The sequence below is a fragment of the Allopseudospirillum japonicum genome (genome assembly GCF_900108915.1).
GTDB classification, from domain to species: Bacteria; Pseudomonadota; Gammaproteobacteria; order Pseudomonadales; family Halomonadaceae; genus Pseudospirillum; species Pseudospirillum japonicum.
In genome coordinates this window covers 394,742-413,290 of sequence record NZ_FNYH01000001.1, presented here as the reverse complement: position 1 = coordinate 413,290, position 18,549 = coordinate 394,742, and the positions used below count along the sequence as shown (strand labels likewise).

The following is an 18,549-nucleotide window of genomic DNA, read 5'->3' as shown; positions in this document are numbered from 1 at the left end:
AGGAGTCATCGCCTATGTTTGGTAAAGGTGGTATGGGCAACTTGATGAAGCAAGCCCAGCAAATGCAAGAAAAAATGCAGAAAATGCAAGAAGAAATTGCTTTGGCAGAAGTCACTGGCGAATCTGGCGCTGGTATGGTCAAAGTGGTGATGACAGGCCGTCATGATGTACGTAAAGTAGAAATTGATCCTAGCTTATTGGAAGAAGATAAGGAAATGCTGGAAGATCTACTGGCCGCTGCGGTGAATGATGCCGTACGTAAAGTAGAGACCCAAAGCAAAGAACGTATGGAAGAGCTGACCAACGGGATGGGTTTGCCTCCCGGTTTTAAAATGCCTTTCTAAAACTTACTTTGACATCAGCAGGTTAGGTCACTAGCCTGCCTAAGGTTAATAGAAAATATGCGTTTTTCTCCTCTAATTGACCAATTAATGCAAGCCTTGCGTTGTTTACCAGGGGTAGGGCCGAAAAGCGCACAACGTATGGCATTACATTTGCTAGAACGTGATCCCCAAGGGGCGCAACATCTTATCGATTCCTTGCAGCAAGCTTTAGATAAAGTTGATCATTGCCAACAATGCCGCACACTCAGTGAGACCCCGCTTTGTCCCATATGTGCAGATCCTCGCCGTGATGCCAGCCTTTTGTGTGTAGTGGAAACGCCTGCGGATTTATGGGCCTTAGAGCAAACACAAGGTTATCAGGGGTATTATTTTGTGCTTTTAGGGCGCTTATCGCCTTTGGAAGGTATAGGTCCTGATGATCTAGGGTTAGCCTTTTTGCTGCAACGCTTGCAACAAGCATCGATCCAAGAGCTGATTTTAGCCACTAATCCCACATTAGAAGGGGACACTACAGCTCAGTACATCGCCTTGCGGGCGCGCAATTTAAAGCGCCCGCCTTTAAAAATTACACGCTTAGCTCATGGGGTACCTTTAGGCGGGGAACTAGAATACCTCGATGGTGGTACGCTCGTACGAGCTTTTAGCGGTCGCCAAGTGTATACAGATACATGAGTTTATTTCCTAAAATATCAGCAACGCCCATCGCTTGGGTGGCTCAAGATACGCAGCTTGCGCACTTGTGTACCCAAATATCAACGTCTACCACGGCTTTAGATACAGAGTTTGTTCGTGTCGATACTTTTTATCCGCAACCTGGTTTAATCCAGATGGCAGATGCAAGGGGGCAAATCTATCTATTAGATCCGTTAGTGCTAAAGCAACTTGATCCTCTGCGTACTTTGATGCGCGATAAAAACCAGTTAAAACTGATCCATTCATGTTCTGAAGACTTAGAAGTGTTTTATCAATGGTTGGGCGTGTGGCCGCAAGGTTTACTGGATACACAAATTGCAGCGGCTTTTGCTGGCTTGGGTCAAGGGATTGGTTATCAACGTCTGGTCAGTCAAATTTTGGATATTCATCTTGATAAGGGAGAAACGCGCTCAGATTGGCGTCAGCGCCCTTTAACGGCTTCTCAGTGTGATTATGCTGCGCAAGATGTGCTGTATTTGCATCAAGTATGGGAATATTTGCGTCAACGGCTAGAAGCGCGTGGTTATCTAGCATGGTGTTTACAAGACTGTCAGCACTTAGTACAAGAAGCACAAGAAGGCACCAGCCCGCAAGAAGCTTATTTAAAAGTAAAACAAGCATGGAAGCTACAAGGGGTTCACCTATATGCCTTAAGCCTGCTGTGTGCATGGCGGGAACAGCATGCGCGTGAAGTCAATTTACCGCGTAACCGTTTGGGCTCAGATGCTTTCTTGTGGGAAGTGGCTGCACACCTACCACAGCAAAGAAGTGCGCTGACCCGATTAGAGAATACCCAAGCGGTACCTTTACGACGATACGCAGAAACTTGGCTTGAACTGGTTGCGCAAGCGCGTCAAGCACCTGCTGAAGTATGGCCTTTGGATCTTCCTATACCGACCAGTGCGCATTATAAAAGCCAATTACAAGCACTCAAAAAGGCACTCAAAGCTTTAGCGCACCGGCTAGATTTGCCAACGGAAATACTCGTACGCAAACGCCATTTAATGGACTATTTACATGCGAGTTTGCGTCAACAGGCTTACACCTTACCTATCAGTTGGACTGGTTGGCGGCGTCAGCATTTGCTTCCTGCATTAGAACACGCGTTACAACAAGAGGGAATACGGCCGCCGCCTGTGCAAGAAAGTTAAGATTTTTGGGGTGTTTGCAAGTGTTGTAAACGTTTTAATAAGCTGGAAGTATCCCAGCGTCCACCGCCAATATTTTGTACTTCGGCATAAAACTGATCGACAAGCGCAGTGACAGGAAGAGCAATATCTAATTGACGTGCGGCTTGTAAGCAAATATTTAAGTCTTTACGCATCCAATCCACGGCAAAACCGTGTTCGTATTCGCTGGCAATCATGGTGGCGTGACGGTTTTGCATTTGCCAAGAGCCCGCGGCACCTTGAGAGATGACTTGCATCACTTTATGTGCATCTAAACCGGCATGTTGTGCGAAGTGCAAGCCTTCGGCAAGCCCTTGGACTAGGCCGGCAATGCAAATTTGATTAACCATTTTGGTGAGTTGGCCACTGCCTGCCGGTCCCATCAAGGTGACAGCGCGTGCATAAGTTTGCATCACACTTTGTACGCGTTCAAAGGCACTAGTTTCTGCACCACACATAATGGTTAATACGCCATTTTGTGCCCCTTGCTGACCACCAGAAACAGGGGCATCAATAAAATCTAAACCTTGTTCACTGCATGCCACAGCTAACTCTTGTGCAAGTTGGGCAGATACAGTGGAATGATCAATCAAAACGCCACCAGCACCTAGGGTGCTCAGTACACCTTCCGTGCCTAAAGTGACTTGGCGCACATCTTCATCATTGCCTACGCAGATAAAAACTAAATCTGCGTCTTGTGCCGCTTCGGCTGGGGTGTTGGCATAAGTGCCTTGGTATTCTTCAACCCAGGCAGCAGCTTTGCTAGTGGTACGATTGTACACGCATACACCATACCCAGCTCGAGCAAGGTGACCTGCCATGGGGTACCCCATCACGCCTAGGCCAATAAAGGCAATTTTAGCGGTTTTATTTTGCATATTAAATGCTCCTAAAAGATTTAAAATTCGGTGATAATCGAAAAAAAAGGAAGCCCCGTAGGGCTCCCTTAAGATGGCTAATCAGTCAGGATTAAACCCTTATTTTTTAGGGTAATCACGCGTTTCATGGCCTTGATATAATTGACGTGGACGGCCAATTTTATACTCACCACTAATCATTTCATTCCAGTGAGAGATCCAGCCAATGGTACGACTCATCGCGAAAATCACGGTGAACATATTGGTTGGAATCCCAATAGCTTTGAGGATAATACCTGAGTAGAAGTCAACATTTGGATACAATTTGCGCTCAATGAAGTATTCATCTTCAAGTGCAATTTCTTCCAAACGTTTAGCAATATGTAACTGAGGATCGTCAGAACGATTAAGTTCTTTTAATACTTCGTCACAAGTTTTTTTCATTACTTTAGCGCGTGGATCAAAGTTACGATAAACGCGGTGGCCAAAGCCCATGAGTTTGAAAGGATCATCCTTGTCTTTAGCACGTTGAATAAAGCGTTGGATGTTTTCCTCGGAATCATCACCGATTTCATCGAGCATATTCAATACGGCTTCGTTTGCACCACCGTGGGAAGGTCCCCAAAGTGCAGCAATACCTGCGGCGATACAAGCGAAGGGGTTAGCGCCCGTGGAACCAGCAAGACGTACGGTTGAGGTCGAGGCATTTTGCTCGTGATCCGCATGCAACATAAAAATGCGGTCCATAGCTTTTGCCAAGACAGGATTAGGTTTGTAGTCTTCGCAAGGGGTAGCAAACATCATATACAGGAAGTTTTCTGCATAAGACATATCATTGCGAGGATACATAAAGGGTTGACCAACTGAGTATTTATAGCTCATTGCTGCCATAGTTGGCATTTTAGCAATTAAACGATACGCAGAGACTTCACGGTCGTGTGGATCATTGATATCTAAAGAATCATGGTAAAACGCAGACAAAGCACCAACTACGCCGCACAAAATTGCCATAGGGTGTGCATCGCGGCGGAAGCCTTTGTAAAACTGAGTTAGTTGCTCATGTACCATGGTATGACGGCGAATTGTGCTTTCAAAGCGTTCACTTTCTGCCGCGTCAGGTAACTCACCGTTGAGTAGCAAATAACACAACTCAAGATAATCTGAATTTTCAGCGAGCTGCTCGATAGGGTAGCCCCGGTGCAAAAGGACACCTTTACCCCCATCGATATAAGTGATTTTGGAATCACAAGATGCAGTGGACACAAAACCTGGGTCATAAGTGAATAACCCATGTGCCATTAATCCGCGCACGTCGATAACGTCAGGACCTGTGGTTCCAGAGTAGATCGGGAGCTCGACCTGCTGATCAAGTCCGGGTACCGTTAGCAGCGCTTTCTTGTCAGCCATTCTGGCCTCCTTCTTATTAATGAGTTCATACTTGCCATGCCCAAATTTACGGACCGACCAAATATAGAAGGATAAGCGCGATTGTCAATTATCCAAAAAGTGTACAGTAATTAGACGAAGCCTTGTTAAAATTAGCAAGCTGAAGAAGGTTTGATTTCTTATACAAGCCGATTCGCACGCGGCTAAGGCGAAAATAGGGTACATGTATGGGGCCTAGGTTTTATTGTAATCATACGTCCAAATCCCTATAATCCGGAGCCGCATGGAATAAGGCGGGAGTGGCAGTCTCAGATCCAGCTTAAGATCTTTTATCTAAGTGGTTTTGTACTGCGCTTCCTGTAACCACCGCTTGACCTATTTTCGCAATAGGCAGGCCAAGAGAGTGTGTAAGAGCCGTGAATAGCAAAAGACCTGTAAACCTCGATCTGCAAACGATCAAGCTCCCTCTCCCAGCGGTTGCCTCTATCTTACACCGCATCACGGGTGTAATTTTGTTCCTCGGTCTAATCTTCATGTTTTGGGCGCTGGATGTATCACTCTCCTCCCAGGAAGGTTTCGAGGCAGTTAAAGGCACACTGCAAGAGAGCTTTTTTGCCAAGCTAGTACTTTGGGGCATGTTATCTGCACTTGCTTACCATCTTGTAGCTGGTGTTAAGCACTTAATTATGGACTTGGATATTGGTGTGACGCTTGAAGGTGGTATGCGCGGTGCGCAACTAACTTTAGCAATCTCAGCAATCCTAGTCGTCTTGGCGGGAGTATGGGTATGGTAACTAACATTACAAACTTTGGTCGTAGTGGCTTGTCCGACTGGTTGATGCAACGTGCAAGCGCCGTCGTTTTAGCCCTGTACACCCTGTATATGGTCGGATTTTTCCTGACGACCTCGCATTTAGACTATGCAACTTGGAGTGGATTATTCCAAGGAACAGGCATGCGTATTTTTAGCCTGTTAGCGTTGATTTCTCTTGCTGCACACGCTTGGATTGGTCTTTGGACTGTGTCTACCGACTACATCAAGCCGACAGGTATTCGCCTTGGCTTCCAAGTTGTCGTTATTTTAGCCATGTTTGCCTACCTGGTGTGGGGCGTTCAAGTATTGTGGGGAGCATAACCGATGGCCAACCTTCGTACCCTGAGTTTTGATGCAGTCATCATTGGTGGTGGCGGTGCTGGTATGCGTGCTGCGCTTCAGCTCGCACAATCTGGTAAGCGTACCGCGGTAATCACTAAGGTCTTTCCAACGCGTTCGCATACAGTGTCAGCTCAAGGTGGGATCACTTGTGCGATCGCAAGTGCTGACCCAAATGATGATTGGCGCTGGCATATGTACGATACCGTCAAAGGATCGGACTATATCGGTGATCAAGACGCCATCGAGTATATGTGTTCTGAGGGCCCTAAAGCAGTATTTGAGCTTGAGCACATGGGCTTACCTTTCTCGCGCTTTGACAATGGCCGTATTTATCAGCGTCCTTTCGGTGGTCAATCGAAAGACTTTGGTAAAGGTGGTCAAGCCGCGCGTACTTGTGCTGCTGCTGACCGTACAGGTCATGCTTTATTGCATACCCTGTATCAAAATAACCTGAAAAATAACACCACCTTCCTCAATGAGTGGTATGCCGCTGATTTGGTAAAAAACCAAACTGGCGACGTAGTTGGTGTGATCGCGATTTGTATCGAAACAGGTGAAACTGTTTACGTGAAATCTTTAGCGACTGTGCTAGCTACAGGTGGTGCGGGACGTATCTATGCTTCTACAACCAACGCCTTGATCAACACAGGTGATGGTATTGGTATGGCGTTGCGTGCAGGGATTCCTGTACAAGATATCGAAATGTGGCAGTTCCACCCAACGGGTATCGCAGGCGCGGGCGTGTTGGTGACCGAAGGCTGTCGTGGTGAGGGTGGCTATCTGGTCAATAAAGATGGCGAACGCTTTATGGAGCGCTATGCACCAAACGCAAAAGACCTTGCAGGTCGTGATGTAGTGGCGCGCTCTATGGTGATGGAGATCCTTGAAGGCCGTGGTTGTGGCGAGAAAGGTGATCATGTGTACTTGAAGCTAGATCATCTAGGTGAAGAAGTACTGCATAAGCGTCTGCCTGGGATTTGCGAACTGTCAAAAACTTTCGCACATGCTGATCCGGTCAAAGCACCTGTACCTGTAGTACCAACTTGTCACTATATGATGGGTGGTGTGGCCACGAATATTCATGGTCAGGCGATTACACAAGATGACAAGGGCCAAGATAAGATTGTTAATGGTCTGTATGCTGTAGGTGAAGTTGCTTGCGTATCTGTACACGGTGCTAACCGTCTGGGCGGTAACTCCTTGTTAGATTTAGTCGTCTTTGGTCGTGCAGCAGGTCTTTACATTGAGAAGGCTTTGTCTGAAGGCATCGAGTATCAAGAAGCTAGCCAAGATGACGTTGATGCAGCTATGGCACGCTTGAACCGTTGGAACGAATCCAGCACAGGTGAGTCTGTACCTGAGTTACGCGCAGAACTACAAGAAACCATGCAAAACTATTTCGGTGTATTCCGTGATGGTAAATACATGGTGGAAGGCATCCAAAAACTGGAAGAACTGCGTGAGCGTATTGGTAACGCGCAACTGCACGATAAGAGCCAAGCGTTTAACACAGCACGTATCGAAGCGCTAGAGTTGGATAACCTGCTAGAAGTTGCTGAAGCAACTGCCATTGCAGCCAATGAGCGTAAAGAAAGCCGTGGCGCACATAGCCGTTATGATTATCCAGATCGTGACGATGAAAACTGGCTCAAACACTCCCTGTACTTCCCGACTGATAAGCGTGTAGGTCAGCGTGACGTTAATTTCTCGCCTAAGACTGTACCTACATTCGAGCCGAAAGTACGTACTTACTAACCTGTACCGTACCTGTTTAAGGGAGAAGTAAAGATGCTTCAGGTTAACGTATATCGCTACAATCCAGAAACCGACTCTGCACCTTACATGCAAGAGTTCCAAGTTGACACCAAAGGTCGCGACCTGATGGTGCTGGATGTACTTCATCTGATTAAAGAACAAGATAATGCTTTTGCGTATCGTCGTTCTTGCCGTGAAGGTGTTTGCGGCTCGGATGGTATGAACATGAATGGCAAAAATGGTTTGGCCTGTGTGACTGCTTTGTCTGAAGTAGTTGAAGATGGCAAACTCATTGTACGCCCTTTGCCAGGCTTGCCTGTGATTCGTGATTTAGTGGTTGATATGTCGCTCTTCTACAAGCAGTATGAGCGTATTCAGCCTTACTTGCTCAACGATACACCCGCACCTGCAATTGAACGCCTGCAATCGCCTGAAGAGCGTGATAAGCTTGATGGCTTGTACGAGTGTATCTTGTGTGCTTGTTGTTCAACGTCTTGTCCGTCTTTCTGGTGGAATCCAGACAAGTTTGTTGGTCCTTCTGGTCTTTTGCAAGCTTATCGCTTCTTGGCAGATAGCCGTGATACTGCAACGCGTGAGCGTCTTGCACAACTTGATGATCCATTTAGCGTTTTCCGCTGCCGTGGTATCATGAACTGTGTGAATGCGTGTCCTAAAGGCTTGAACCCAACCCGCGCGATCGGGCATATTCGTGATATGCTATTGCACAATGCAACCTAGGCCTTGTCATGATTCTAGGTTAGGATCTGTCAGTTGCTAGGTAACAAGTAGCGCTTTTCGATAAAACAACGACCTTTGTAGAAGGCACTTTTTTATTTGAATAAGTGTATAATTGTAGCATGAGTGAAGCCGGTGCCTTTGCCCGGCTTCATTCGAATTTGAGTTATTAGTCAGGGGAATACGGGGCGTACCCGTCTATCTGCAGTGATTAAAGGTCAATGTGGGTTCTGGTGTTACCTGCTAACAAGAAACCTAACAGCGTCTATGCCATGAGCTTACTTAGGTGCTTTACAATACTCTTAGGAGTATTTTTTGTGCTTAAATAACGACCTATCAGTCACAAGCGGATCAGCTCCCCTTCATGCAGGGTGAATAAGAATGCAAGAAGGCACAATGGAGTTAATGTGGAGTACTTCCCATGTTTATGGGGGGAACGCCCATTATGTTGAAGAACTATACGAACAATACTTAACTGACCCCAATGCTGTTCCTGAAGCATGGCGCGATTATTTTAATACTTTGCCCCGCCCTGAAGGTGCGCCTGCTCAAGATACACCACTGGCCCCCATCCGAGACCATTTTGAATTACTTGCTAAAACACGTCGCCCTTTGGGAGGAGCCGTTGCCGGTGTCACCTCAGAGCAAGATAAAAAGCAAGTGCGTGTCCTTCAGTTAATTAATGCTTACCGTTTCCGTGGTCACCAAAAAGCTGCCTTGGACCCGTTAGGCTTAATGCAACGTGAATCAATACCTGATTTGGACTTAGCCTATCACCAGCTCTCAAGTGCCGATTTGGATACTGAATTCCAAACCGGCTCTTTGTTTATTGGGAAAGAGCGTGCCACTTTAGGCGAAATTCTTAGCGCCCTTGAAAAAACTTACTGCAGCACTGTTGGTGCTGAGTTTATGCATATTGTTGATACAGAAGAAAAACGTTGGTTGCAACAGCGTTTTGAATCTGTACGTTCTAAACCTGAATACAGCGAAGATAAACGCAAGCATTTATTAGAGCGTTTAACGGCTGCAGAAGGCTTAGAGAATTATCTAGCAAGTCGCTATCCTGGAACCAAACGTTTTGGTTTAGAAGGTGGTGAATCCTATATTCCTATGATGGATGAAATCATCCAGCGTTCAGGCTCATATGGGGTAAAAGAAGTTGTCATCGGGATGGCGCACCGAGGACGTTTAAATACGCTCGTAAACATTTTGGGTAAAAGCCCTGCTGAGCTATTCGACGAGTTCGATGGTAAAAAAATGTTTGCCGATGGCTCAGGTGATGTTAAATACCACCAAGGCTTTAGCTCCAATGTGATGACATCTGGAGGAGAAGTACACCTTGCGATGGCTTTCAACCCGTCGCATCTAGAGATTGTCTCTCCTGTAGTAGAAGGTTCTGTACGTGCGCGTCAGGATCGTCGTAATGATGAGAAAGGTGAAAGTGTTTTGCCTATCTCTATTCACGGGGATTCGGCGTTCGCAGGTCAGGGTGTGGTGATGGAAACTTTCCAAATGTCACAAACCCGGGCCTACAAAACCGGTGGCACCATCCATATTGTGATTAATAACCAAGTGGGCTTTACCACATCTAAGCGTGAAGATACACGTTCTGCGGAATACTGCACTGAAGTGGCTAAAATGGTGCAAGCACCTATTTTCCACGTGAATGGTGATGATCCCGAAGCCGTTTTGCATGTCACGCAAGTCGCTGTTGATTACCGTCAGCAATTTAAAAAAGACGTAGTGATTGATCTGGTATGTTACCGCCGCCGTGGTCACAACGAAGCAGATGAACCTTCAGGTACTCAGCCTCTGATGTACCAGAAAATTAGTAAACACCCAAGTACGCGTGCTTTGTATGCTAAATATTTGGTTGAATCCCAAATCATTAGTGCAGAAGATGACAAACAGTTAGTCGAAGATTACCGCGAAGCTTTAGTCAATGGTCAACATGTAGCCAACTCTTTGGTTAAAGAGCCAAATAAAGCCTTGTTTGTTGATTGGACACCTTATTTAGGGCACGAATGGACGGCGAAAGGTGAAACAGGTGTCTCCTTAAAGCGTTTGCAGGAGCTGGCACAAAAGCTGTGTGAATTCCCTGAAGGCTTCCAGTTGCAGCGTCAAGTTGCCAAGATCTATGAAGATCGTAAAAAGATGTTGGCCGGTGCTATGCCCATGAACTGGGGTTTTGCAGAAACGCTTGCCTATGCCACCTTATTGGATGAAAAACATCCAATCCGGATTACAGGTCAGGATGTAGGGCGTGGTACCTTCTCGCATCGTCATGCCGTGGCGCATAATTACAAAGATGGTTCTACTTATGTGCCTTTGCAAAACTTGAGTGCAGATCAACCACGCATGACCATTCATGATTCTTTCCTTTCGGAAGAAGCCGTGCTGGCATTTGAATACGGCTATGCAACCACTGATCCTAGTGCGCTAGTGATTTGGGAAGCTCAGTTTGGTGATTTTGCTAATGGTGCACAGGTCGTTGTTGATCAGTTTATCTCTTCAGGCGAAACCAAATGGGGTCGTTTGTGTGGTTTGACGATGTTGTTACCACACGGTTTTGAAGGTCAGGGTCCAGAACACTCTTCAGCGCGTTTAGAGCGTTACCTGCAACTTTGTGCCGAGCATAATATGCAAGTGTGTGTACCAACGACGCCTGCACAAATCTTCCATTTATTGCGTCGTCAGGTGATACGTCCTTTGCGTAAACCTTTAATTGTGATGTCGCCTAAGAGCTTGCTGCGTCATCCTAAAGCAATTTCTACTTTGGAAGAGTTATCACAGGGTAGCTTCCAAACTGTGATCCCAGATACACAAGTAGAAGCCGCCAAGGTTGAGCGTCTCGTGCTCTGTTCAGGTAAGGTCTACTATGATCTAGTAGCCAAACGTGACGAGCTAGGTTTAGATAATCTTGCGATTGTACGTATCGAGCAGCTCTATCCTTTCCCTGAGGATGATTTAGCGGCTACTTTGCAAGACTGTACTCAGTTAAAATCTGTTGTATGGTGCCAAGAAGAGCCACAAAACCAAGGGGCTTGGTACTCAAGCCAGCACCATATGCGTCATGTGTTAAAAGGCTTGAATCCTGAGTTAGAGCGAAACTTGGAGTTTGCAGGTCGCCCTGCTTCAGCAGCACCTGCTTGTGGTTATGCGTCTGTACACGCAGAACAGCAAGCGCGTTTAGTTGATGAAGCTTTAGGCGTTGCAGCTCAGGCATAGCCGCTTAGCTTGAATGCTAGGCCAACGAACCTTAGTGGGACAGCCTACTTGATTGACCTCAAGTAGGTTCCGAACTTACTCAAAAGAATAACGCTGTAAGGACTAAACATGGCTATCGAAATTAAAGCCCCAACCTTCCCAGAGTCTGTCGCAGAAGGTACTGTTGCCGTTTGGCATAAGCAACCTGGTGATGCTGTAGAGCGTGATGAAATCGTTGTAGAAATTGAAACAGATAAAGTCGTTTTAGAAGTCCCTTCAACGGTTGCAGGTGTTTTAAAAGACGTCAAAGTACAAGAAGGCGATACAGTCGAATCTGAGCAACTGCTTGCCGTGATTGAAGAAGGTGCTGTTGCTGCAGCACCTGCCCAAGAAGTAACGGCCGCTGCACCCGCTGCTGAAGAAGTAGAAATGGTGGGTGATAAAAAAGTTGCGCCTGCTGCACGCAAATTAGCTGCAGAAAAAGGTGTAGACCTAAACCAAGTACAAGGCACGGGTAAAGGCGGTTTGATCACTAAAGAAGACGTGATGAAAGCCGGCACAACCGCACCAAAAGCAGCACCGAAAGCAGCACCTGTTGCTCAGGTGGAAGTAGCAGCTGGTGAGCGTGTAGAAAAACGCGTTCCTATGAGCCGTTTACGTCAAACGATAGCCAAGCGCTTGGTGCAAGCACAACAAACGGCAGCTATGTTAACAACTTATAATGAAGTTGACATGAAGCCGGTCATGGAACTGCGCAAGCAGTACAAAGATGTGTTTGAAAAACGTCACGGTGCGCGTCTTGGCTTTATGTCTTTCTTCGTGAAGGCAGCAACTGAAGCGCTCAAGCGTTTCCCAGATGTGAACGCTTCTATCGATGGTACGGATATTGTATACCATGGTTACCAAGACATCGGTGTTGCTGTCTCGACTGAACGTGGCCTAGTTGTGCCTGTCCTGCGTGATACGGACAGCATGAACCTTGCACAAATCGAATCGACAATTGCTGATTTTGGTAAGCGTGGTCGCGAAGGTAAGCTAGGCATTGAAGATATGCAAGGTGGTACCTTCACCATTACCAACGGTGGTGTGTTTGGGTCCTTGATGTCCACACCAATTTTGAACCCACCACAAACCGCTATTTTAGGGATGCACAAGATCCAAGAGCGTCCTATGGCGATCAATGGCCAAGTAGAAATCCGTCCGATGATGTATTTGGCGCTATCTTATGATCACCGCATGATCGATGGTAAAGATGCTGTACAGTTCCTTGTGACGATCAAAGAGCTGCTTGAAGATCCTGCACGTATCGTCCTTGACGTATAAGTCATAGAGGGAGTCTGTCACCTGCGAAACTCATTAGGGTTAATTAGTGACTTAATAGTCAAGCAGGTGTCATTAAAAGCCTTTATACTAGGCATTCTAGTATAAAGGCCAGTTTCAAAAGCTACGTTTTGCAAATATAAAGGTCTTTCTGCCTACTTGGGCAAGCCGAATAAAAAAACGGGAAGAACGGGAATTTGCCATGTCTGATAAATTTGATGTTGTAGTAATTGGCGCAGGTCCTGGTGGTTATGTTGCAGCAATCCGAGCTGCGCAACTAGGTCTAAAAACAGCCTGTGTAGAAAAGTGGTTAAACAAAGACGGCAAGCCGGTCTTCGGAGGCACCTGCCTGAATGTAGGTTGTATTCCTTCTAAAGCTTTGTTAGAAGCCTCACATAAATATGTTGAAGCAAAAGAAGAATTTGCTGATTTAGGCATCCAAGCAGATAACGTGAGCATGGATGTGAAAAAAATGATTGCACGCAAAGATAAAATTGTGGGCAATTTGACCATGGGTATTGCCGCTTTATTTAAAGCCAATGGCGTGACTGCCTTTGAAGGCACAGGCAAGCTGCTGGCGGGTAAAAAAATTGAAGTAACCGATCATAAAGGTGAGGTACAACAGATCGAAGCAGAAAACGTAATTATTGCTTCTGGTTCTGTGCCCGTAAATATTCCGCCTGCCCCTTTAACTGAAGGTTTAATTGTTGATTCCAGTGGCGCACTTGAGTTTGATGAAGTTCCTCAGCGTTTAGGTGTGATCGGCGCAGGCGTTATCGGTCTAGAGTTAGGCTCAGTATGGAAGCGCCTAGGCTCAGATGTCACTGTATTTGAAGCCATGGATAGTTTCCTAGCAAGTGTTGATCAACAAATTGCTAAAGAAGCGAAGAAAACCCTCACTAAGCAAGGGTTGAAAATTGCGTTAGGCGCACGTGTGATGGGGACAGAAATTAACGGTAGCGAAGTGACCGTTAAATACACAGATGCAAGCGGTGAAAAAGAAGCCGTTTTTGACAAACTCATTGTGTGTGTCGGCCGTCGTCCTTATACCGAGAGCCTGCTTGCAAATGATGCAGGTGTTTCCTTAGATGAACGCGGTTTTATCTTTGTTGATGATCAATGCCGCACTTCAGTTCCTGGCGTTTATGCCATTGGTGATGTGGTTCGTGGGCCTATGTTGGCACACAAAGCTTCTGAAGAAGGCATCATGGTGGCAGATATTGTCGCTGGCCATAAAGCTGAAATGAATTATGACTGTATTCCTAATGTTATTTACACCTTCCCAGAAATTGCTTGGGTTGGTAAAACAGAGGAAGAGCTGAAAAACGAAGGCATCGATTATCGCAGCGGTGTATTCCCCTTCTCAGCAAGCGGGCGTGCTATGGCGAACAATGCCACTGAAGGTATGGCGAAAATTTTGGCACATGCTGAAACAGACCGTATCTTGGGTGTGCATATCATCGGGCAAAATGCCGGTGAAATGATTGCGCAAGGGGTAATAGCAATGGAGTTTGGCTCTAGCGCAGAAGACTTAGCTTTAACCTGTTATGCGCACCCAACGTTGTCAGAAGTTGTCCATGAAGCCGCCTTAGCTGTGGATGGACATGCTATTCATATGGCAAATCGTAAAAAGCGTAAATAATAGAAGCTTAGAGTTTCGAAAGAAGTACTTTTGACGTCAGTAAGAACAAGTTACACTTGCTGACGCCAGGGGGTATTGGTCACAAGTCTTTGCTAAGTGACAAATACCAGTTGTTGAGCATGTATATATAACAATGGCCTCACACTTATGAATCTGCACGAATATCAGGCAAAACAGCTGTTTGCTGAGTATGGCCTACCTGTTTCCAAAGGTTTTGCAGTGGATAGCGCTGAAGAAGCGGTTGAAGCATGTAAGAAAATTGGCGGTGACAAATGGGTAGTGAAAGCACAAGTTCACGCCGGCGGCCGTGGTAAGGCTGGTGGTGTTAAGCTTGTAGATACCCCAGAGCAAGCAGGCGAGTTTGCATCTAAATGGTTGGGTCAAAACCTTGTAACCTACCAAACAGATGAGAAAGGCCAACCTGTTTCTAAAATTTTGGTTGAAAATTGCACAGATATCGACCAAGAACTGTATTTAGGTGCAGTGGTTGACCGTAGCACACGCCGTGTTGTCTTTATGGCATCGACGGAAGGTGGCGTAGAGATCGAAAAAGTTGCTGAAGAAACACCAGAAAAAATTCTGAAAGCAGCGATTGATCCGCTTGTTGGTGCGCAACCTTATCAAGCACGTGAAATCGGCTTCAAGCTAGGCCTTAATCCTGAGCAAATCAAGCAATTTACTAAGATTTTCTTAGGCTTAGCACAGTTGTTTGTTGAGAAAGATCTGGCTTTGATCGAAGTGAACCCACTTGTGATCACAACGGAAGGTAACTTGCACTGCCTAGACGCGAAAATCAATGTAGACGGTAATGCTTTATATCGTCACAAAGATGTGCAGGCGATGCGTGATCCTTCTCAAGAAGATGAGCGTGAAGCGCATGCAGCTGAGTGGGAACTTAACTATGTTGCGCTCGATGGTAACATCGGCTGTATGGTAAATGGTGCTGGTTTGGCGATGGGCACCATGGATATTATCAAGCTGCACGGTGGCCAGCCTGCTAACTTCCTTGACGTAGGTGGCGGTGCAACCAAAGAACGCGTTGCTGAAGCTTTCAAAATCATTCTGTCTGATGATGCGGTTCAAGCCGTATTGGTGAATATCTTCGGTGGTATCGTGCGTTGCGATATGATCGCAGAAGGTATTATTGGTGCAGTTGAGCAAGTTGGCGTGAATGTCCCTGTAGTTGTTCGCCTTGAAGGTAACAACGCTGAGTTAGGCGCGAAAAAACTAGCCGACAGCGGCCTGAACATCATCGCAGCGACCAGTCTTACCGATGCTGCGCAGCAGGTAGTTAAAGCAGCGGAGAGTAAATAATGAGTATCCTAATCAATAAAGACACCAAAGTTATTTGCCAAGGCTTCACTGGCGGTCAAGGTACTTTCCATTCTGAGCAAGCCATTGCCTATGGTACGCAAATGGTAGGTGGTGTCACTCCAGGTAAAGGTGGTCAAACACACCTAGGCTTGCCTGTGTTTAACACAGTTGCAGAAGCAGTGGAAGAAACTGGTGCAGATGCTTCTGTAATCTATGTTCCAGCCGCTTTTTGTAAAGATTCTATCTTGGAAGCAGCGAACGCTGGTATCAAGTTGATCGTCTGTATCACTGAAGGCATTCCTACCTTGGACATGCTAGAAGCTAAGGTAAGATGTGACGAATTAGGTGCACGCCTGATTGGTCCTAACTGCCCAGGCGTGATTACACCTGGTGAATGTAAGATTGGTATCATGCCTGGCCATATTCATAAGCCAGGTAAAGTGGGTATCGTTTCTCGCTCTGGTACCCTAACTTATGAAGCTGTGAAGCAAACCACTGATTTTGGTTTTGGCCAATCGACTTGTGTAGGGATTGGTGGTGATCCTATCCCAGGTTCTAACTTCATTGATATCCTCGCGATGTTTGAGAAAGATCCTCAAACAGAAGCGATTGTGATGATCGGTGAAATTGGTGGTACTGCAGAAGAAGAAGCAGCTGCTTTCATCAAAGCCAATGTGACTAAGCCTGTCGTTTCTTACATTGCTGGTGTGACTGCACCTGCCGGTAAGCGCATGGGCCATGCTGGTGCGATTATCTCTGGTGGCAAAGGTACTGCTGATGAGAAATTCGCAGCATTGGAAGATGCAGGCGTACGTACGGTACGTTCTTTGGCAGAAATCGGCACAGCATTAGCAGAAATTACTGGCTGGAAAGCTTAATTCTCTGTTAGCACGCTGAAGAAAGAGCCCCCTAGGAGAAAATATCTAGGGGGTTTTTTTATGGGTTGAAATTTATATAAAAGTCCCCATCTTGCTAATCAAGCTGAGTATTAAGACTCAAATCCTTATTAGTGACCACTAATCAAGAGGCAATTAGCATGAGTGACGCCAGTACCCAAACCTTAGGATTCCAAACCGAAGTTAAGCAGCTGTTACACTTGATGGTGCACTCTTTATACTCAAATAAAGAGATTTTTCTACGGGAGCTCATTTCCAATGCTTCCGATGCTTGTGACAAGCTTCGTTATGCAGCTTTAAGTAATGATGCTTTGTATGAAGGGGATGCCGAGTTACAAGTTAAGATCTTGTTTGATAAAGAAGCACGCCAAGTACGTATTCTAGATAACGGTATTGGCATGTCACGTCAGCAAGTGATTGATCACTTGGGTACCATTGCCAAATCGGGCACAGCTGAGTTTTTGAGCCAACTCACTGGAGATCAGAAACGTGACTCGCACTTGATTGGCCAGTTTGGGGTAGGCTTTTACTCTTCCTTTATCGTGGCCGATAAAGTAGAAGTGTTAACACGTGCTGCTGGTACATCTGCAAGCGAAGGTGTGCACTGGATTTCACAAGGCGATGGTGAGTTTACAATTTCTACTTGTGAACGTACCCCGAAAGGGACCGAAATTATTCTGCATCTGAAAGCAGATGAAGCCGAATTTGCCGATGGGTTCCGTTTGCGTCATCTGGTGCGTAAGTATTCAGATCACATTGCTGTGCCTGTGCTGATGGAAAAGGAACACCTCGGCGAAGAAGAGGACGCACCGCAAACGCCAGAGTTTGAGAGTGTCAACCAAGCGCAGGCCTTGTGGACACGTCCACGTACGGAAGTACAAGAAGAAGAATATCAAGAATTTTATAAGCATGTTTCGCATGACTTTGCTGACCCCTTAACTTGGAGTCATAACAAGGTTGAAGGCAAACTAGAATACACCAGTCTTTTATATATCCCAGGCAAGGCACCTTTTGATTTGTATAACCGCGAAGGGGTGCGTGGCCTAAAATTGTATGTGCAGCGCGTGTTTATCATGGATCAGGCAGAGCACTTTTTGCCTATGTATCTGCGCTTTGTGAAAGGGATTGTGGATTCTAACGACTTGTCCTTGAATGTGTCGCGTGAGATTTTGCAGCAAGATCCTAACATTAGCTCGATGAAAACGGCCTTAACCAAGCGCGTGTTGGATATGCTGGCGAAACTGGCTACGCAAGATGCAGAAAAGTATGCGCAATTCTGGGATGAATTTGGTAATGTGCTTAAAGAAGGCCCGGCGGAAGATTACGCAAATCGCGAAAAAATCGCTAAATTGCTGCGTTTTGCTTCCACGCATGATAATCAAGCGAAAGCACGTCACTCCCTAGAAGATTATATTGGGCGTATGCGTGAAGGTCAGAACAAAATCTACTATCTCAGTGCAGAAAAACACACTACAGCCTTACATAGCCCTCATCTAGAAATCTTCCGTCGCAAAGGTATCGAAGTTTTGTTGCTCAGCGAGCGTGTTGATGAATGGATGATGAGCCATTTAACTGAGTTTGATGGCAAGAAATTTGTTGATATCAGCAAGGGCGATTTAGACTTAGGCGACATTCAAGACGAAGAAGAGAAAAAAGCGCAAGAAGAAACCGAAAAACAGTTTGCACCTTTGGTTGAGCGTGTTAAAGAAGTCTTAAAAGAAGACGTCGATCAAGTACGTACCACGCATCGACTCACAGACTCGCCCGCATGTGTTGTCCTGCCTGAACATGAAATGGGTTTGCAAATGCGCAAAATCATGGAAGCCGCAGGGCAAAAAATGCCAGAGGTCAAGCCTATCTTTGAGCTTAACCCACAACATCCTTTAGTAGCGCGTCTTGATCAAGAGCAAGATGAAGAGCGTTTTGCCGAGTTTGCACATCTGTTGCTTGAACAAGCCCAGTTAGCTGAAGGTGCTAGCCTAGAAGATCCAGCTGCTTTTGTGCAGCGTATGAATAAGCTATTGTTAAGCTTGATGTAATTTGCACGGTTTTGCCGCAAGCTATCGCAGAAAGAC

At 46.1% G+C, this 18,549-nt stretch carries 15 protein-coding genes; 13 read left to right on the top strand and 2 right to left on the bottom strand.

Annotated elements, in window-relative coordinates:
* Nucleotides 1-14 precede the first annotated feature (14 nt).
* From BMX05_RS01895 to rnd, 3 genes are read left to right on the top strand one after another with little or no spacing between them, the layout of a single operon-like run.
* Nucleotides 15-344, top strand: a complete 330-nt coding sequence (locus BMX05_RS01895) for a YbaB/EbfC family nucleoid-associated protein (protein WP_093308250.1) — start codon at nucleotides 15-17, stop codon at nucleotides 342-344.
* A gap of 57 nt (nucleotides 345-401) precedes the next feature.
* Nucleotides 402-1,016: a recombination mediator RecR gene (gene recR, locus BMX05_RS01890; protein ID WP_093308249.1), complete on the top strand. Its 615-nt coding sequence runs from the start codon at nucleotides 402-404 to the stop codon at nucleotides 1,014-1,016.
* Entirely contained in the window at nucleotides 1,013-2,188 is a 1,176-nt protein-coding gene (gene rnd / locus BMX05_RS01885; protein WP_093308248.1) for a ribonuclease D, read from the top strand. The genes recR and rnd overlap by 4 nt, the downstream gene beginning before the upstream one ends.
* On the opposite strand, the gene BMX05_RS01880 is transcribed toward rnd, so the two are convergent.
* Complete coding sequence (locus BMX05_RS01880; RefSeq protein WP_093308247.1) at nucleotides 2,185-3,084, bottom strand: NAD(P)-dependent oxidoreductase; 900 nt, start codon at nucleotides 3,082-3,084, stop codon at nucleotides 2,185-2,187. The genes rnd and BMX05_RS01880 overlap by 4 nt on opposite strands.
* A 99-nt stretch (nucleotides 3,085-3,183) precedes the next feature.
* On the bottom strand, nucleotides 3,184-4,470 hold the full coding sequence (gltA, locus tag BMX05_RS01875; RefSeq protein WP_093308246.1) for a citrate synthase: 1,287 nt from the start codon (nucleotides 4,468-4,470) through the stop codon (nucleotides 3,184-3,186).
* A gap of 395 nt (nucleotides 4,471-4,865) precedes the next feature.
* Here gltA and sdhC point away from each other — a divergent pair, with 395 nt between their 5' ends.
* From sdhC to htpG, 10 genes are all read left to right on the top strand, one after another.
* The gene (sdhC, locus tag BMX05_RS01870; RefSeq protein ID WP_093308245.1) at nucleotides 4,866-5,243 is read left to right on the top strand and encodes a succinate dehydrogenase, cytochrome b556 subunit; all 378 of its coding nucleotides are present in this window, start codon (nucleotides 4,866-4,868) and stop codon (nucleotides 5,241-5,243) included.
* Nucleotides 5,237-5,584 (top strand): succinate dehydrogenase, hydrophobic membrane anchor protein, encoded by a 348-nt coding sequence (sdhD, locus tag BMX05_RS01865; RefSeq protein ID WP_093308244.1) that lies wholly within the window; start codon nucleotides 5,237-5,239, stop codon nucleotides 5,582-5,584. Before sdhC ends, sdhD begins: the two co-directional genes overlap by 7 nt.
* A gap of 3 nt (nucleotides 5,585-5,587) precedes the next feature.
* The gene (sdhA, locus tag BMX05_RS01860; RefSeq protein ID WP_093308243.1) at nucleotides 5,588-7,360 is read left to right on the top strand and encodes a succinate dehydrogenase flavoprotein subunit; all 1,773 of its coding nucleotides are present in this window, start codon (nucleotides 5,588-5,590) and stop codon (nucleotides 7,358-7,360) included.
* Between the two features lie 33 nt (nucleotides 7,361-7,393).
* Entirely contained in the window at nucleotides 7,394-8,098 is a 705-nt protein-coding gene (locus BMX05_RS01855) for a succinate dehydrogenase iron-sulfur subunit (protein WP_093308242.1), read from the top strand.
* Between the two features lie 378 nt (nucleotides 8,099-8,476).
* Nucleotides 8,477-11,323: a 2-oxoglutarate dehydrogenase E1 component gene (locus tag BMX05_RS01850; RefSeq protein WP_093308241.1), complete on the top strand. Its 2,847-nt coding sequence runs from the start codon at nucleotides 8,477-8,479 to the stop codon at nucleotides 11,321-11,323.
* Between the two features lie 108 nt (nucleotides 11,324-11,431).
* Nucleotides 11,432-12,625 carry a 2-oxoglutarate dehydrogenase complex dihydrolipoyllysine-residue succinyltransferase gene (gene odhB / locus BMX05_RS01845; RefSeq protein WP_093308240.1) on the top strand — a complete coding sequence of 398 codons (1,194 nt, stop codon included), beginning with the start codon at nucleotides 11,432-11,434 and terminating at the stop codon, nucleotides 12,623-12,625.
* Nucleotides 12,626-12,824: 199 nt separating this feature from the next.
* Nucleotides 12,825-14,264 (top strand): dihydrolipoyl dehydrogenase, encoded by a 1,440-nt coding sequence (lpdA, locus tag BMX05_RS01840; protein ID WP_093308239.1) that lies wholly within the window; start codon nucleotides 12,825-12,827, stop codon nucleotides 14,262-14,264.
* Nucleotides 14,265-14,411: 147 nt separating this feature from the next.
* Nucleotides 14,412-15,578: an ADP-forming succinate--CoA ligase subunit beta gene (gene sucC, locus BMX05_RS01835; RefSeq protein WP_093308238.1), complete on the top strand. Its 1,167-nt coding sequence runs from the start codon at nucleotides 14,412-14,414 to the stop codon at nucleotides 15,576-15,578.
* The gene (gene sucD / locus BMX05_RS01830) at nucleotides 15,578-16,456 is read left to right on the top strand and encodes a succinate--CoA ligase subunit alpha (protein WP_093308237.1); all 879 of its coding nucleotides are present in this window, start codon (nucleotides 15,578-15,580) and stop codon (nucleotides 16,454-16,456) included. The genes sucC and sucD overlap by 1 nt, the downstream gene beginning before the upstream one ends.
* Before the next feature lie 158 nt (nucleotides 16,457-16,614).
* Nucleotides 16,615-18,513 carry a molecular chaperone HtpG gene (gene htpG / locus BMX05_RS01825; RefSeq protein WP_093308236.1) on the top strand — a complete coding sequence of 633 codons (1,899 nt, stop codon included), beginning with the start codon at nucleotides 16,615-16,617 and terminating at the stop codon, nucleotides 18,511-18,513.
* Nucleotides 18,514-18,549 lie beyond the last annotated feature (36 nt).

Bases quoted from the DNA above. Each gene is read 5' to 3' on its own strand.
- recR (WP_093308249.1), top strand. From the start codon at position 402: ATGCGTTTTTCTCCTCTAATTGACCAATTAATGCAAGCCTTGCGTTGT.
- gltA (WP_093308246.1), bottom strand. From the start codon at position 4,470: ATGGCTGACAAGAAAGCGCTGCTAACGGTACCCGGACTTGATCAGCAG.
- BMX05_RS01855 (WP_093308242.1), top strand. From the start codon at position 7,394: ATGCTTCAGGTTAACGTATATCGCTACAATCCAGAAACCGACTCTGCA.
- rnd (WP_093308248.1), top strand. From the start codon at position 1,013: ATGAGTTTATTTCCTAAAATATCAGCAACGCCCATCGCTTGGGTGGCT.
- sdhD (WP_093308244.1), top strand. From the start codon at position 5,237: ATGGTAACTAACATTACAAACTTTGGTCGTAGTGGCTTGTCCGACTGG.
- BMX05_RS01880 (WP_093308247.1), bottom strand. From the start codon at position 3,084: ATGCAAAATAAAACCGCTAAAATTGCCTTTATTGGCCTAGGCGTGATG.
- htpG (WP_093308236.1), top strand. From the start codon at position 16,615: ATGAGTGACGCCAGTACCCAAACCTTAGGATTCCAAACCGAAGTTAAG.
- lpdA (WP_093308239.1), top strand. From the start codon at position 12,825: ATGTCTGATAAATTTGATGTTGTAGTAATTGGCGCAGGTCCTGGTGGT.
- sucC (WP_093308238.1), top strand. From the start codon at position 14,412: ATGAATCTGCACGAATATCAGGCAAAACAGCTGTTTGCTGAGTATGGC.
- sucD (WP_093308237.1), top strand. From the start codon at position 15,578: ATGAGTATCCTAATCAATAAAGACACCAAAGTTATTTGCCAAGGCTTC.
- BMX05_RS01850 (WP_093308241.1), top strand. From the start codon at position 8,477: ATGCAAGAAGGCACAATGGAGTTAATGTGGAGTACTTCCCATGTTTAT.
- BMX05_RS01895 (WP_093308250.1), top strand. From the start codon at position 15: ATGTTTGGTAAAGGTGGTATGGGCAACTTGATGAAGCAAGCCCAGCAA.
- sdhA (WP_093308243.1), top strand. From the start codon at position 5,588: ATGGCCAACCTTCGTACCCTGAGTTTTGATGCAGTCATCATTGGTGGT.
- odhB (WP_093308240.1), top strand. From the start codon at position 11,432: ATGGCTATCGAAATTAAAGCCCCAACCTTCCCAGAGTCTGTCGCAGAA.